14 protein-coding genes and 4 pseudogenes are annotated in these 15772 nt (G+C 59.2%); 3 read left to right on the top strand and 15 right to left on the bottom strand.

The features are described from left to right. Nucleotides 1-12: 12 nt before the first annotated feature. The 5 genes from N7E01_RS06325 to N7E01_RS06335 all read right to left on the bottom strand — a co-directional run bounded on the left by N7E01_RS06325 (nucleotide 13) and on the right by N7E01_RS06335 (nucleotide 3223). Entirely contained in the window at nucleotides 13-558 is a 546-nt protein-coding gene (locus N7E01_RS06325; RefSeq protein WP_289174991.1) for an acyloxyacyl hydrolase, read from the bottom strand. 153 nt (nucleotides 559-711) lie between these two features. Continuing rightward, nucleotides 712-1563, bottom strand: coding sequence for a putative bifunctional diguanylate cyclase/phosphodiesterase (locus N7E01_RS18575; RefSeq protein WP_350494963.1), 852 nt, complete (start codon nucleotides 1561-1563; stop codon nucleotides 712-714). Continuing rightward, nucleotides 1536-2087, bottom strand: coding sequence for a diguanylate cyclase domain-containing protein (locus N7E01_RS18580; RefSeq protein ID WP_350494964.1), 552 nt, complete (start codon nucleotides 2085-2087; stop codon nucleotides 1536-1538). The genes N7E01_RS18575 and N7E01_RS18580 overlap by 28 nt, the downstream gene beginning before the upstream one ends. Beyond that, nucleotides 2036-2833, bottom strand: a complete 798-nt coding sequence (locus N7E01_RS18585; protein WP_350494965.1) for an MHYT domain-containing protein — start codon at nucleotides 2831-2833, stop codon at nucleotides 2036-2038. The genes N7E01_RS18580 and N7E01_RS18585 overlap by 52 nt, the downstream gene beginning before the upstream one ends. A 192-nt stretch (nucleotides 2834-3025) precedes the next feature. After that, nucleotides 3026-3223, bottom strand: coding sequence for a hypothetical protein (locus N7E01_RS06335; RefSeq protein WP_289174992.1), 198 nt, complete (start codon nucleotides 3221-3223; stop codon nucleotides 3026-3028). 45 nt (nucleotides 3224-3268) lie between these two features. Here N7E01_RS06335 and N7E01_RS06340 point away from each other — a divergent pair, with 45 nt between their 5' ends. The 3 genes from N7E01_RS06340 (at nucleotide 3269) to N7E01_RS06350 (ending at nucleotide 6279) form a co-directional block, all read left to right on the top strand. Beyond that, the gene (locus N7E01_RS06340) at nucleotides 3269-4192 is read left to right on the top strand and encodes a metallophosphoesterase family protein (protein WP_289174994.1); all 924 of its coding nucleotides are present in this window, start codon (nucleotides 3269-3271) and stop codon (nucleotides 4190-4192) included. Nucleotides 4193-4236: 44 nt separating this feature from the next. Then, nucleotides 4237-5241, top strand: coding sequence for a metallophosphoesterase family protein (locus N7E01_RS06345; protein WP_289174995.1), 1005 nt, complete (start codon nucleotides 4237-4239; stop codon nucleotides 5239-5241). 156 nt (nucleotides 5242-5397) lie between these two features. Continuing rightward, nucleotides 5398-6279 carry a dienelactone hydrolase family protein gene (locus N7E01_RS06350; RefSeq protein ID WP_289174996.1) on the top strand — a complete coding sequence of 294 codons (882 nt, stop codon included), beginning with the start codon at nucleotides 5398-5400 and terminating at the stop codon, nucleotides 6277-6279. A 5-nt stretch (nucleotides 6280-6284) separates the two neighbouring features. On the opposite strand, the pseudogene N7E01_RS06355 reads toward N7E01_RS06350, so the two are convergent. The 10 genes and pseudogenes from N7E01_RS06355 to N7E01_RS06400 all read right to left on the bottom strand — a co-directional run bounded on the left by N7E01_RS06355 (nucleotide 6285) and on the right by N7E01_RS06400 (nucleotide 15772). Next, nucleotides 6285-7593 (bottom strand): annotated as a pseudogene (locus tag N7E01_RS06355) (arsenic transporter). Nucleotides 7594-7595: 2 nt separating this feature from the next. Continuing rightward, nucleotides 7596-8695: pseudogene (mnmH, locus tag N7E01_RS06360) on the bottom strand (tRNA 2-selenouridine(34) synthase MnmH). Nucleotides 8696-8733: 38 nt separating this feature from the next. After that, nucleotides 8734-9766: pseudogene (gene selD, locus N7E01_RS06365) on the bottom strand (selenide, water dikinase SelD). 112 nt (nucleotides 9767-9878) lie between these two features. Beyond that, a pseudogene (locus tag N7E01_RS06370) lies at nucleotides 9879-10582 on the bottom strand (ABC transporter ATP-binding protein). Next, nucleotides 10575-11300 (bottom strand): ABC transporter ATP-binding protein, encoded by a 726-nt coding sequence (locus N7E01_RS06375; protein ID WP_289174997.1) that lies wholly within the window; start codon nucleotides 11298-11300, stop codon nucleotides 10575-10577. Before N7E01_RS06375 ends, N7E01_RS06370 begins: the two are co-directional and overlap by 8 nt. Continuing rightward, the gene (locus N7E01_RS06380) at nucleotides 11287-12249 is read right to left on the bottom strand and encodes a branched-chain amino acid ABC transporter permease (protein WP_289174999.1); all 963 of its coding nucleotides are present in this window, start codon (nucleotides 12247-12249) and stop codon (nucleotides 11287-11289) included. The genes N7E01_RS06375 and N7E01_RS06380 overlap by 14 nt, the downstream gene beginning before the upstream one ends. Then, nucleotides 12246-13058, bottom strand: a complete 813-nt coding sequence (locus N7E01_RS06385; RefSeq protein WP_289175000.1) for a branched-chain amino acid ABC transporter permease — start codon at nucleotides 13056-13058, stop codon at nucleotides 12246-12248. The genes N7E01_RS06380 and N7E01_RS06385 overlap by 4 nt, the downstream gene beginning before the upstream one ends. A 197-nt stretch (nucleotides 13059-13255) precedes the next feature. Continuing rightward, nucleotides 13256-13543 (bottom strand): type 1 periplasmic-binding domain-containing protein, encoded by a 288-nt coding sequence (locus tag N7E01_RS06390; protein ID WP_289175001.1) that lies wholly within the window; start codon nucleotides 13541-13543, stop codon nucleotides 13256-13258. Next, a complete protein-coding gene (locus tag N7E01_RS06395; protein ID WP_289175002.1) occupies nucleotides 13513-14454 on the bottom strand; it encodes an amino acid ABC transporter substrate-binding protein in 942 nt (313 codons plus the stop codon). Before N7E01_RS06395 ends, N7E01_RS06390 begins: the two co-directional genes overlap by 31 nt. An 82-nt stretch (nucleotides 14455-14536) precedes the next feature. Then, nucleotides 14537-15772 carry a Tm-1-like ATP-binding domain-containing protein gene (locus N7E01_RS06400; RefSeq protein ID WP_289175003.1) on the bottom strand — a complete coding sequence of 412 codons (1236 nt, stop codon included), beginning with the start codon at nucleotides 15770-15772 and terminating at the stop codon, nucleotides 14537-14539.

Raw genomic sequence — 15772 nt, forward strand, 5'->3', positions numbered from 1 at the left:
GCGCGATGGCGTCTAGAACTGCCGGCTGTACAGCACCTGGAACACATCAAGCCCATGATTGGGGCGCTTGATGCCCGCATTGGAAAAGTGCGAATAGCGTAAGCCCAGGCGGCTGTGTTCGCCAATATACGCACCAAAACCCAGATGCTCACCAAACTGGAACCGGGTCGACATCTGGTTGCCGGCAAAACGTGCCCTTGAGAAATAATTGGCACTCAGGCCCGCCTCGATATAAAACGCATCATTGACGCTCCAGCGCAAAAACGGGGCGGCACCGGCCTGCCAGACGCCGGACAGACGGCGCGAACCGCTGGCATTCCACCACGAACCACTGATTTCAGCCAGCACATCGATACGGCTGTTATTGCCCTCAAACCTCCAGGTCCAGAGCGCTGGCGATTCCCAGGCCAGTTCATAGCGCTGGTAATGATCACCCGCCCCGACTCGCAGGTTAAAGGCCTGACCCGACACCGGCTCTGCAGCAACAGGCAACGAATAAGCCGAAACAACCGCAACGGCAAACAGGGCCTTAAGCGGAAAACGAAAAAGATTACGCATAATGATCCTTGCGAGCTTGAAAAAACCAGATCAGATGGGCGCCCCAGGTCGGGAACAACCCGGGTTGTCGATGTTAGCATGCACGACACGACCCAACTAATCGTAAGCAGATGCAACGAAGCGGATGCAGACACCCACGATGGACGAGTACGCTCAGACGGCAATACGAACAGCGTCGTTCGATGCCATGTCTGCATCGACCTCGGGATGAACCAGCGACAGGTCTGAGGAAACCATGGCAAACAAGGCCTCGGGGGTCATGGGCCGCCCCAGCAAATAGCCCTGCAAATAGTGACACGACAGCGCAGACAACACTTCGAACTGCATGGGCGTTTCAACGCCCTCGGCCACGATTTCGAGCCCGAGGGTCTGGGCCAGACCCGCGATGGCTGCCACAATGGCACGATCTTCCGTACCCGGAGCCAGATCTCGCACAAAACCCCGGTCAATCTTGAGCTCATCGACAGGCAGACGCTTCAGATACAGCAGACTGGAATAGCCGGTGCCAAAATCATCAATGGCAAGCCGCACACCCAGGTCGTGCAAGCGCCGCATGATGGCAATGCTGGCTTCTGTATCGTGCATGGCCGTACTTTCGGTGATTTCAAGCGTCAGTGAGGACGGCTCAAGCCCATACCGCTTGAGCAACATGCGAACCGTCGTCACCAGACCGCTATGACGAAACTGCATCGGCGACAGGTTTACGGCAACAGCCGCGTCCTGCCAACCTGCATCGCGCCACGCCCGGATCTGTTTGCACGCCGTTTCAAGCACCCACTCGCCGATAGGCACGATAAGCCCCGTACGTTCTGCCAGCGGAATGAACTGATCGGGCGCCACCTGCCCATGTTTGGGGTGATACCAGCGCAGCAGCGCCTCGGCCCCGGCCACCTTGATGTCGCGAACGGATAACTTGGGTTGGTACACCAGACTGAGCTCGTTGTTTTCGAGGGCTTTACGAAACTCTTGCAAAAGGCTCAGTTGTTGCTGGACATTGGCCTGCATGGAGGCTTCAAAAAACTGTAGGTGTTGCGCCCCGAGCTTTTGGCATGATGACGGGCCGCATCGGCCTGGGCCAGCACGTCAGACCGTACGGTTGCGTTGTCAGGGCACAAGGTAATGCCGACACTGGCCGAGACATGAATCTCGTGCCCCACCAGATGGAACGGCTTCTTGATGAACGACAGGATCTTGTGGGCCTGCGTCGCGGCCTCGGCCGGATCATCAACCGCCATTATCAGGATGAATTCATCGCCGGCCAGCCGCGCCAGCGTGTCGTGGCCACGCATTTGCGACTGCACCCGATGCGTTACCTCGAGCAACAGACGATCACCCACATGATGACCATAGGCATCGTTGATGACGCGAAAACCATCCAGATCGAGCATCAGTACCGCAAAATGGCCGCCATCGCGACGCACTTTCTCAAGGGCGCGATCAAGGTGATCTTCGAGCAAGGTCCGGTTGGGCAAACCGGTCAAGGCATCGTGCACCACCAGATGATGCAGTTTACCCAGCCCCGAACGCACGGCCCCCCGACGCTCCATTGGGAACGGAGCTCGAACAAAGACACCAATAATGTGGCGGCCAGGATAACAACAGTGGCAAGGATAATCAGCGCGGTCAGGCTTTGCCGATGAAAACCGGTAACGGCCGACGCGGAAACACTGTGTTCCGGAAACTGGGCCGCCACCATGGCCGCATAATGCATGCCTGCAACGGCCAGGCCCATAAGAGCCCCGGCCACCACACGACATCGCCAACGCTGGCGCTGGTAAAGGTTGTGAGGGTAAAAAGCAACCCAAAGCGAGGCCGCAGCGGCCAGCCAGGCCACCAGAACCGAAAGCCCGACCCACAACGGACTATAGGTGATGCCGGGTTGCATGCCCAGGGCACACATGGCCATAAAATGCAGCCCGACAATGCCTGCGGCAAAAAGCCCACTGGACACCGCAAGCCGTGGCCACTGCACATTGGGGTGACACACCACACCGTAGCCCGCCATTGACGTGCATACCGCAAGCAGAAACCCGCCACCCACCAGCACAGGGTCATAACCCAGCGGGATTGGCAAACTGAACGCCAGCATGCCTACAAAGTGCAGGGACCAGATACCCAGACCCAGCACGAGTGCTCCGCCGACAAGCCACCCCGACGCCTGGGTACCCCGCGCGGAAGCCACCCGGGAAGCCATATCGAGTGACGTGTAGCCAGCCAGCATGGCCACAACCACGGACCACAACACCAGCGAAAAGTTATAGCTGCCTACCAGCATTGTTTATTGCTTCAGACCTGTCGCCTGTAAACCATGCAACCGGAACGACACCGGAAAGGGCCGTTCGGAAACGATAGCTGGACGAAAAAAGCCGCCGGACAGGCGGCCATGCCAAATCAGCATGCCCGACATTTGCCGGCAGCGGGTGGAACCAAACGCCTGCACCCGGCAAACGGCCAGGGCTGCCGCTGCTTATGCCGTGGTATGCAGTTGCGTACCGACCATACCCGAGGTGGCCAGCTTGGGCGGTGCTGGAGGGACGATTTCCTGAACCAGTTTCGCCTGGGAATCGAGCGATTTACGCAACAACAGCATCTGTTGCTCTTGTTGAGCTGTGGCACCTTCGAGGGCGATGGCGGTATTGACTACAGCTTCGACGGACAGATCCATGACGATATCCTTTAAAGTAGGCGTTTTTTCATTGTAGGTAAATCCATGAGAAACGTAAAGGCGACGGCAACCGACCCTGCACGTTCCGAACGTAACCCCGGCCACGACACCAATGCGATTGAGCACGTGCTGGCCGGACCGACCCTTCGTCGTCTTGAAGCCCGACGTATCGTATTCTGGCTGGCGACCCGTAACCCTTGTGCGTTACGTCTGTCTCTCGACTTCACCGATGCCGAAGGGGTCGGGCATACCGCCGAAATCGACCTGTTGAATGGCACCAGTCAGCATGAAATCCGTGTGGGAGACCAATGCATCATCCAGCTGATAGACATTGAACTGGATACCGCCTTGCCCGCCGACACCCGGATTGCCTATGATTTTCTGTGGCGTCTGTCCGAGGGTGATGACTGGCACAGCACCGCCGCTGAAGATCCCGAGCTTTGCATGCCAGGGCAAACCCGGCCGGCCTTTGTACTGCGCAGCCGCCTCGACCGGATTCTTCATGGGTCGTGCCGCAAGCCGCACCATCCTGCCGGCGATGGACTGGTCGCGGCAGACGCGTGGCTGCGGGAACGCTTCGACGAACCCGCCCGCTGGCCGGCAGCGCTGATGATGAACGGCGACCAAATTTACGCCGACGATGTTGCCGGCCCCATGCTGACTGCCATTCACCAGCTGATTGAAACCCTGGGGCTGTATCCGGAAACCATCCAGGACGCTCTGGTGGCAGACAGCCAGGAACTCTATGCCAGCGATTACAACTATTACCGTCGCCACACGCTGCTGCCTGACGTAAAAAGCAATGAACCTTTGCGTAAACGGTTTTTCGAGGGTGCGCGCAAGCCGGTTTTCACCACCAGCAATGCCGACAACCATCTGGTCACGCTGGCCGAAGTGATGGCCATGTATTTGTTGGTCTGGTCACCGGAAACCTGGAAACCCTGGCACATGGCGCTCCGGCGCGCCTGACGTCCGAAGAAGCCGCTCGTTATGCCCGCGAGCGCGAAGCGCTGGTGCAGTTTGTGCAAGGCCTGCCGGCGGTTCGACGCCTGCTGGCCCACCTGCCCACACTGATGATTTTCGATGACCACGACATCACCGACGACTGGAATCTGACTGCCGACTGGGAACAAACCGCATACAGCCATGCCTTTTCACGACGCATCATTGGCAACGCCCTGATCGGCTACCTGATCTGCCAGGGCTGGGGCAACAACCCCGACGCCTTCGATGGCCAGACACTGAAACTGTTGCGCAAATGGTCAGCAGAACCCGGGACGATGCAGCAAGACACTTTGATCGACCATGTACTGCACCTGCATCGCTGGGGCTACAGCCTGCCCACCACGCCGAAACTGCTGGTGCTGGATACTCGCACACGACGATGGCGCTCTGAGAACAGCCTGCGTCACCCGTCCGGGCTGATGGACTGGGAAGCCCTTTCAGAGCTGCAGAATGAGTTGCTGCACCACGACGCCGTTGTCATGGTGTCGCCTGCGCCCGTCTTTGGCGTAAAACTGATCGAGGCCATCCAGAAAATCTTTACCTGGATCGGCAAGCCACTGCTGGTTGATGCTGAAAACTGGATGGCCCACCGGGGCACAGCCTACGCCATACTGAATATTTTCACGCACACAAAAACACCCGCCCACTTCGTGATTTTGTCGGGCGACGTGCACTACTCTTTTGTCTACGGCGTCACCCTGCGCTCGGCCAGCGGCGAGCCGCACCTTTGGCAAATCACCAGCAGCGGCATCAAGAACGAATTTCCTCGCAAGCTGCTGGACACGCTGGATCGTCTGAGCCGTTGGCTCTATTCACCCCGGTCGCCATTAAACTGGTTCACACGGCGCCGGCGCATGAAAATTTCGCCGTTCAAACCGGAAAATGCCTCGAAAGGTGAGCGCTTGCTGAACCAGGCGGGTGTTGGGTACGTGAAATTCGATACCGAAGGGCGCCCCGTCAAGGTCATGCAAATCAGCGCAGACCGTCAGACGGCATTCAGACTTGAAGAATAACCGTTGACCCCGTGCAACCCGCTCTCTGCATCCGCCCACCCTGCGGACCGGCTTGATTCTTTCGAATGCCTTGGTTGTCACGCTTTTTAACCGCCACGGGTCATAAAACACTCTTATGATCAAAAGCCTTACATCTACCCTGATTACGGAGGCACCATGAACCGAATTCCCGACGCAGACCTGAACAGCCTGTTACCCGCCCTGAAACTGAACCGGCGCGGGTTTATTGCAACAGCACTGGCCACCGGCTTTGCCGTTGCTGCCGGCCCGGTCATGGCCAACACCGCCATTACAACCGATACGCAAGGGCTGACTGCAGGCGAAATAAAAATTCCAGTCACCGATGGCGAAATTCCGGCGTACCGTGCCATGCCGGCGAATGCAAAAAATGCGCCGGTGATACTGGTTGTACAGGAAATTTTCGGCGTTCATGAATACATCAAGGACATCTGCCGTCGTCTGGCCAAGGCGGGCTACCTGGCGATTGCCCCCGAACTGTATGCCCGCCAGGGCGACCCCTCCACCTACACCGAAATCCCGAAACTGTTCAGTGAAATTGTCAGCAAAGTGCCTGATGCACAGGTGATGGCCGACCTGGATGCCGCCGTGGCCTGGGCAGGCAAGAATGGGGGCAATGTGCAGGCCCTGGGGGTCACCGGTTTTTGCTGGGGCGGGCGGATCACCTGGCTGTACAGTGCCCACAACCCGGGCGTGAAGGCCGGCGTCGCCTGGTATGGCCGTCTGACCGGCGACACATCAGACCTGACACCGCAACACCCGGTCGATATCGCAGCCAGACTGCACGGCCCGGTGCTGGGTCTGTATGGTGAGAAAGACGGTGGTATCCCGTTGGACACTGTCGACGCCATGAAAACAGCCCTGGCAGGCGGCGACGCCGCAGCCCAAGCCTCGAAGTTCATTGTTTACCCCGACGCACCGCATGCCTTCCATGCCGATTACCGACCCAGTTACCGCGAAGCGGCAGCCAGGGACGGCTGGACGCAAGCCCTGGACTGGTTTGCCCGGCACCTGAAATAACCAGACTATGGCACACCCTGAACCGGGAGTGCCTCAAGCGACAACCGAAAGGCCAGCGCCAACAGGGTCACCATCAACACGGGTACCGTCAACACAACCCCAACCCTGAAGTAATAGCCCCAGGTGATGATCATGCCGCGCCGTGACAGCACATGCAGCCACAGCAACGTGGCGAGACTGCCGATCGGCGTCATTTTCGGGCCCAGGTCACTGCCCACCACATTGGCAAACACCATCGCTTCACGCACCACCCCTGGGCGGCACTGGCATCCACCGACAAGGCGCCGATCAATACGGCCGGCAAATTATTCATGAATGCAGAAAGCACCGCGACCAGCAACCCTGTTCCCAATGTGGCAACCCACAACCCCTGTGCAGCCAACTGGTCCAGCACAGCGGTCACCCAGTGGGTCAGCCCCGCATTGCGCAAGCCATACACCACCAGATACATGCCCATCGAGAACACCACGATATGCCAGGGTGCGGTACGCAGGATCTGACGGGGGTTGATGACCGGGCTGCGTGCGGCAACCACCAGCAAGACGGCTGCCCCCAGCGCGGCGACGACGCTGACCGGTACGCCCAGGGTTCGAGCCCGAAAAAGCCGGCCAACAGCAACGCCAGCACACACCACCCGGCGCGGAACACCACACGATCGCGGATGGCGGACGACGGTACCCGCAAGTGGTCAAGCGCATAGGTGACGGGAATATCCTTGCGAAAAAACAGCATCAGCACCAATAGCGAGGCAGCCACCGCCACCAGATTGACCGGCACCATCACGGAAGCGTAGCGTACGAAACCGATATTGAAATAATCGGCCGAGACAATATTGACCAGATTGGACACCACCAGCGGCAGGCTGGCCGTATCGGCAATGAAGCCGGCGGCCATCACATAGGCCAGCGTTGCCGCCGGGGAAAAGCCCAGCGCCATCAACATCGCCATGACAATCGGCGTCAAAATAAGCGCTGCGCCATCGTTATTGAATATGGCCGTAACCACTGCGCCCAGCAACACCATCAAGACAAACAGGTAGCGTCCCCGGCCACGCCCCCAGCGCCCCATATACAGCGCGGCCCACTCGAAGAACCCTGCAGCGTCCAGCACCAGGCTGATGATGACCACGGCAATGAAACTGCCGGTGGCATTCCAGACAATCGACCAGACCACCGCGATATCGGCAACGCTGACACTGCCTGTCAGCAAGGCTACCAGGGCGCCTGCACAGGCACTCCAGCCAATGCCCAAACCACGTGGCTGCCAGATCACCAGCGTGAGTGTCACCAGGAAAACAGCCGTCGCAAGCCACATGATCAGGTCGGACGGTATCGTTTGAGCCAGTCGATAACGGCGGCCTGATCGCCACTGAAAACAATACGATCGCGTTTGCGCTCGCGCTGCGACGCATACATCGGGTCGTAGTAATCGTTCAGCAACGAACGTATCCAGTCACGATGCAATGCCATTTCACCCTGGCCGGCATGGCTCGCCAGGGCCGTATCAAGCTGGCTGGCGATACGCGCATAGCGTTCGTGACCCAACCGCTTGACGATGTTTTTCAGGCTCTGGCGCAGACGTTCGGCAAAGCGGGCAAAGCCGTCGTCAGGCCCATAAACCGCCTGGAATTCGGCCGCCAGGCTAACGACATAATCGCGCAAAATGCGTTCAACCCGCGCCTCAAAGCTGTCTTCCAGCCACACGACCGGAAATGCCTGCATGGCCTGATGCAGGGGCAGCGGCAAGGCACAGCTTCCGATCAGCCGGCTTTCATCTTCCAGGGCAAACGAGGTCTGCCCACGGGCCTGACGCTGCAACAGGTCGATGACCAGACGGTTTTCGAAATCGATTTGCGCAGGCTGAGCATGTACGCGTTTGCCAAAGCTGGAACCGCGATGATTGGCCAGACCTTCGAGGTCAACAGCGTTGTCGAGCGCATGCAGCACGTCGGTTTTGCCTGAACCGGTCAGGCCGCCCACAACGATGAAACGGCATTCGGCCAAGGCCTGCTCAAGGGCTTCCAGCAACCAGGTACGCATGGCCTTGTAGCCACCGACAATACGCGGGTACTCAATACCCGCTTCGGTTTTCAGCCACTCTTGGGTAATACGCGAACGCAAGCCGCCGCGAAAGCAATACAAATACCCGTCAGGGTTGGCCCGGGCAAACGCGGCCCACTGTGCAATGCGCTGGGCCTTGGTGTTGCCACTGACCAGTTGATGACCCAGTGCAATGGCCGCGTCCTGCCCTTTTTGCTTGTAGCAGGTACCGACCTTCTGTCGCTCGAGGTCATTCATAAGCGGCAGGTTGACCGCCCCGGAAACGACCCGCGCGCAAACTCGACAGGCGCCCGAACATCCATCAGCGGTACACCGCTGACGAAAAGGGTACGGAAATCTTCGGTATTGGGACGCATGATCTGGACGCTCGGCGATAAGAGATACGGCGCGGCGTTCAGGCCAGCACCACACCGTGGCTGCCTCGCTGGGCCATATGGCCCAAAGGGTCAGATCAAACCCCAGTGAAGCGGCCACGGCAAGGAATTCGCCATTGCCTTCAGGGCTGACGGCCACCAGCAAACCGCCACTGGTTTGCGGATCGCACAACAGGTGTTTCTGGTCATCGGACAAGGCGGCCACCCCATGACCATAACTATCAAAGTTACGCAAGGTACCTCCGGGCACACACCCCTGAGACAGGTAATAGTCGACCCCGTCGATACGCGGCACGGCGTCGGCTTTGATATGGGCCGTGAGACCGCTGCCATCGGCCATTTCCAGCAAATGCCCCAGCAAACCAAAGCCGGTGACGTCCGTCATGGCCTTGACGCCGTCGAGCCGCCCGAAATGCAACCCCGGCACGTTCAAGGTACACATCAGGTCGCGCGCAACGCCCACATCGGCCTGACGCAGTTTGCCCTGCTTTTCAGCCGTTGTGAGGATACCGATGCCCAGCGGCTTGGTCAGGTACAGCAGGCAACCCTCGGTGGCCGTGTCATTGCGCTTGAGCTGGCGCCGGTTGACCAGGCCAGTGACCGCCAGGCCGAAAATGGGTTCAGGCGCGTCAATCGAATGCCCGCCCGCCAGCGGAATGCCGGCGGCATCGCACACGGCTCGCCCGCCACGTACGACCTCGCGCGCAACTTCAGGCGGCAGCACATTGACCGGCCAGCCCAGAATGGCAATGGCCATCAGCGGCTTGCCCCCATGGCATAAATATCGCTGATGGCATTGGTCGCCGCCACGCGCCCGAAATCAAACGGGTCATCGACAATGGGCATGAAAAAGTCAGTGGTGGACACCACACCCTGCTCGTCATCAATACCATAGACTGCGGCGTCATCGCGCGAGGCATTACCCACCCACAACTGAGGATCGAGATTCTGCGCGCCACTGCCAGCCAAAATGACATCGAGCACTTTGGGGGAAATTTTGCACCCGCAGCCGGCGCCATGGCTGTACTGGGTAAGACGAATAGGTTGCGACATATCAGGACCTGAAGACGGGTAATGCACGGTAAGCGCCAACCTTATGCTTGAGCGCAAGGTCGGCCGCATCGAAACCGTGATTTTAACCGGCTGGCAGGATCGCGCCCCGACGTCATGACCCCAGATACGCCCGTTGCACGGCCGGATCGTCACGCAGTTGTGCCGCCGACCCCTCGCCCACAATGCGCCCGGTTTCGATCAGGTAGCCGCGATCGGCGATTTCAAGGCTGAGCTTGGCGTTTTGCTCGACCATCAACACCCCGACGCCCAGATCACGCACGCTGGCGATGGCCCGGAACAACTCCTGACACATCAGGGGTGACAAGCCGAGCGAAGGCTCGTCAAGCAACAATACCCGGGGGCTGACATCAGGGCACGCCCCACCGCCACCATTTGCTGCTCGCCACCGCTCATGGTGCCAACGCGCTGATTCAGGCGCTCGGCCAGACGGGGGAACAGTTCGAGAATGCGCTTGAGATTCTGTGCCTCGGCAGGCCGTGCACGCCGCGTCAGAGCCCCCAGTTGCAGGTTTTCACGAACGGTCAGGTCGACAAACACCCCCGCCCCTCAGGCACCAGTGCCAGCCCATGCTCGACAATATGGTGCGGCGGCAACGACAGCAATTCGATGCCGTCCAGTTTCGCGCTGGCGCCGGGCAAGGGTGCAAGCATCCCCCAACGCCCGCAACATGGACGACTTGCCTGCACCATTCGCACCCAGAATGACAACCATTTCACCTTCGTTGACGGTAAGACCCACATGATCAAGCGCCTGATGCTTGCCATAACGAACCGATAACTGACTGACTTCAAACATGGGGCGCTCCGAGATAGGCACTGATCACTTCTTCCTGGGCCAGTACGGCGGCCGTTTCGCCCTCGGCAAGCTTGGTGCCGGCAAACATGACCACGCAACGGTCGCACAATGCCCGCACCGCATCCATCACGTGTTCGACCAGAATGATGGTCAACCCTTGCGCGCGCAAATCGCGGATCAGGGCAATCCCCACTTGCAGCTCGGTCGGATTCAACCCGGCCAGCCACTCATCCAGCAACAGAAGCCGGGGCTTGAGCGCCAGGGCTCGTGCCAGTTCCAGACGTTTCTGGTCAATGTAGGTCAGGTCACCCGCCGGCGTTTCAGCAACGTCCGACAACCCGACAACCGACAGCAACTGCATGGCTTCGTCATACGCCTGCGGCCCAAACTTGTGATCGGGCCGGAAGGCCATGCCGGCCTCGACATTTTCACGGCAGGTCATACCGCCCAGCACACGCACTAATTGAAAGGTACGCGCCACGCCGCGCCGGGCAATCTGGTGTGACGGCATACCGACCAGCTCGTCAGTACCCAGCAGAATGCTGCCCTGATCGGCATGCAACGCCCCCGAAATCAGGTTCATGGCCGTGGTTTTGCCCGACCCGTTCGGCCCCAGCAAACCCAGCACCTCGCCCTGGGCGACCTCGAAGCTGAGGCCATCGACGGCACGCAGACCGCCAAACGACTTGCGCAGGCCATTGATTTTAAGAAGACTCATGATGGCCCCCTTGCCCTTTGTTTTTCGATGCCCGCAGCCAACCGCGAACCAGCTCAAGCACCCCGTTGGGCACGAAATAAACGATGACCAGGAAGGTTACCCCCAGCAACAAGGCAAAGTGGTTGGGAAAATTGGCCGACAACACTTCAAACAAAGCCGTCAATGGAATCACCCCGGCCAACGGCCCCAGCAAATGCCCGGCCCCACCCAGCAGTGACATGATCAAGACCTGGAACGACACGATGGGGTTGAACACAATGGCCGGATCGATGTAGGTCCAGCGCGGCGACATGACGGCCCCCACCAGGGTCATGAACGTGGCGCTAATCACAAACAACAGCACCTTGGCACGCGTGGTGTTCACCCCCAGATGGCGGGCGACCAGCTCATCTTCGCCGATGACCCGCAGGGCCAGCCCGAGTCGCGAACGCCGGATCAGCCAGCCGAACAGCAAGGCCAGCGACAGCAGAGCCAGCAACTGCCAGTAAATCTGCTCCTGGGTGATATCGAGGAAAATATAGCGTCCGATGGATTTGGTGATATTCACTTCGTACCAGGTGACCAATTGACGGACCAGTTCAGCCAGGCCAAAGGTGAAAATCACAAAGTGCACACCCGACAGCCGCAAGGTAGACAACCCGACAATCAGGGCCAGCACAATGCCCACAACCATGGCCACCAGCAACACCCCGGCCCACGGCAATGATTCAGACAACACGGCAACAGTGTAGGCACCGATACCGAAAAATGCGGTTGTTGCCAGCGAGATATAGCGGGTAGGCCCCGAAAACATGGCCCATGCGGTCGCCAATGCCCCATATTGCAGGACGTTAATGGTGTAGGACAGGAAATAGTCACTGTCGACCAGCAATGGCAGCGCAGCCACCACCACCAGAATCAGTGCCACGGCGATAAAACCAGGCGATAAAACCGGGGTTTGACGGTTCATTTGCCGGCCCTCCCGAAAATACCTTGCGGACGCAGCAACAACACCAGCAAGAAGATACCGAAGGTCGCGGCCATGGTCAGACCCGGGTCGACAAATCGCGCCACCAGGGTTTCGACAATGCCCAGCAACAGGCCGGCCAGCAGGCAGCCCAGCAAATTGCCGACGCCACCCATGATGACGATAACCAGCGCCTTCATGGTGAAGGCCACGCCCATGGACGCACTGAAGGGCAGGAACATGCTGACCAGCACACCGGCCCCCACCACCAGTGCACCACCCAGTGCAAACGCGAATGCCGCCATGGCCCGGGGGTTGATACCGACCAGATGGGCAAAGCGCGGCGCGTTGGCCATGGCCCGCAACGCCGTACCCCAGCGCGAGCGCACCAGCACAACGTAAACCAGCACGCCAATGACAAGGGCCGTACAGGCGGCCAGCAGGCGGTTGGCGGCCACGGGAGACCCCATGATCTGGACCGGCATAGCCATGAATTCATAACTGTAATAACTGCCACCGAACAGGATCAGCACAATGCCCTGAACGACAAACAAAATGCCGAAGGTGGCCAGAATACTGTCAACCTCAAGGGCATCGGCATTGGGCGCGCGCTTGACCAGCGGCGTCAGCAAGATCTGGTAAACCAGCCACTGCACCACAAAACCCACAGGCACAACAATCGCCAGCGCATACAAGGGGTTGACCCCAAGGCGGGTGACGAACCAATACGCCAGGAAGGCGGCCGCCACCATGAACTCGCCGTGCGACAGGTTCATGATGCGGGCAACACCGTACTGAAGCGTCAGCCCCATGGCGATCAGGGCATACAGCCCCCAGCATCAGCGATGCCAGAACAATCTCGACAAACAACATAGGGATCCCCTGCAAGGCAGCGGGGCCGCAGCCCCGCCGTTCATTGCCAGATAAAACGGGAAAAGAAAGGGGTCAGGCCGGGCCCGGCCCCAATGGGAGACACCCGGTTATTTTTTCCACTCGGGCTTGGGCAGGATCATGGGCTTGGCACCTTCGAGGTTGGCGGGGCCAACCCCTGGAATACGCCGTTTTGCCACTGGCCTACCGTGAAGATACCGCGCAGCTGGTTGTTTTCAAGCTTGATGGGACCGAGAATGGTTTCAAAAGTACCGTTCTGAAGCTCTTTCTGGATAGCGGCGCGATCAATCTTGCCAACACGTTCGATGGCTTGCTGCAACATCTGCAAACTGGCATACGTGACCTGGCTGCCCCAGTAGTCGGCGTCTTTACCCGTCATTTCCTTATGACGTGCGCGGTAGTCCATGACGGGTTTCGAGTCACCGTTAATACCCCCAGGCTCATCTGGCCTTCAATCGCAGCGGCACCGTATTTACCGGGGAAGAACGGGAACTGGGTACCGACACCGGTATAGAACACTTTGGGGTTCAGCCCCACCACACGGGCCTGATCGCTGATCAGGATGGTGTCGGGCGGGTATGAGTAGGCAATGAAGGTATCGGCACCCGAAGCTTTGGCTTCATTCAGCAACGACGACAAATCGGAACTGCCGACCGGATAGGTTTTATCGAGTACCAGTTCGAAGCCGTGTTTGGCGGCAGCCTTGCGGGCGGCCGAGGCCGAGTCGACACCGAAGCCGTCGGCCACACTGATCATGGCGACCTTATTGCCGATCTTGCCTTCTTTTTTGGCATTACCCAGCACATCCATCAGGGCATCGGCATACATGCCCGACGACCCCAGCAAGAAAAAGTGCCCCGGCCAGCGTTTGGCGAACTGGTCGGCCTTGTCGGTAAGATTGGTGGTGCCCACTTGCGGGTAGCCATGCTTGTCGAACAACGGTGCCACCGCCAGATTCACCGCAGTGCCCCAGGGCGGCAACAACAAATCAACCTTGTCTTGCGTGATCAGGCGCTCAATGGCGCGAACCGCTTCTTCCGTACTGGAGCGGTCGTCGTATTCGACCACTTCGATGGGCACTTTCTTGCCATAGGCGCTGAGCATGAGGCCACCATTGGCATTGACTTCCTTGACCCACATTTCGTAGTTGGGACGCACGGTCGTGTCGCCACCGGGTGCATTGGGGCCACTTTTGGCCAGCGAGTAACCGATGCGAATGGATTTGGGCGCTTCTTCAGCGAACGAGGGTGCGGCAAAACCTGCTACAGACAGGCTGGCGGCCAGCGCAAGTCGGGTAGTCCATTTTTTGACTGTCATTGTTGTGTCTCCGTGAAGGGCATTATTGAAACGTTTTGCCCGGGCGCTGCCCCTGCTGCCCCGGGTGTCTTGAACGCAGCGGTTAAACCGTGGCGGGCTGACGCTGCGTAACCAGGCGCAAGACCTCGGCCACGACAGCATCGGCAAACTGCTCATCGTTCAGATGGCAGTCGTGTGTCTGGACATTGACACTGGCAGGCATGGCGGCTTTGACAGCGTCATGAAAGACAGGACACAGAGAAGGATCATGCAGGTGTCCTTCGGGGCTGTCATGATGGGAAAAACCCTGTAGGGGCACCAGAACCGACACCGGCCCCTTGGCTTCGCCGACCAGGCCGGCCAGATGCTGAGCCAGCTTTTTCAGCTCTTCAGCTTCGGTGCGCACCGCCGTCAGGGCCCTGTTATGCATGTGATAGCGCTTGCCCGGGAACTGGCGCTCGGCCATGTCGATGGGGCCGGACACCATGAAATCGGCATTGCCGGGGGCAAACACAACCGGCACACCCTTGGCCAGGCCGGCCTTGGAGCGGTCAGGCCCGGCACTGCACAAGCCATTGTTCAGGAAATCGTTGTGCTCGACCACCGAGGTTTCGACCACGGCCGCAATGTCCCGTTCGGCCGCCAGCTTGTCCAGCGCCTGCCCACCGGTACCCAGGGTGTGGAATACCAGCACTTCGTAACCCTGCTCTTCCAGCTGCTTGCGAATACGCACCGTGCAACGGTCGATGGTGCCCAACGTACCCATCAGCACCACCGGCTTGTCTGTCGCCGCTTTGGGCTGATAGGCCTTGGCCATGGCCGCCACCGAAATGGCGGCATTACGGAATACCTCGCGGGTAATACTGTTCAGACCGGCGATATCGCACACCGGGTTGAACATATTGATGTCCATGGCCCCCACAAACGGCTGCGTGAACCCCGACGCCATGGTCGACACCAGCACTTTGGGCAGGCCGTAGGGCAAGGCCTGCATGACCGCGCTGCCCAGGGTGCTGCCCATTGAGCCACCAATCGCAATGACCCCGCTGATGGGCGTACGGGCATGCAATTCAAGGGTTTTCTTGATCGCCCCCTCGATCATGACGGCCTGGCACTTGCCTTCGTGCTTGAGGTCCCGGACCTCCTGGATGGTTTTGCCGGCTGCCGCTGCAACATCTTCGGGGGTGATTTCAGCCCCGGGGGTTATTGAACGACGGATGCTGGGATCCAGATGAACGACCTCGACGCCCTGGGCCTCAAGCGTCTGGCGCACGAACTGTGCTTCAGTGGCCTTGGTATCGAGCGTGACGATCATCAGAACTTTAGGTTGTGTGGTCAT

The sequence above is a fragment of the Neopusillimonas aromaticivorans genome (assembly GCF_030344915.1).
Lineage (GTDB): Bacteria > Pseudomonadota > Gammaproteobacteria > Burkholderiales > Burkholderiaceae_B > Neopusillimonas > Neopusillimonas aromaticivorans.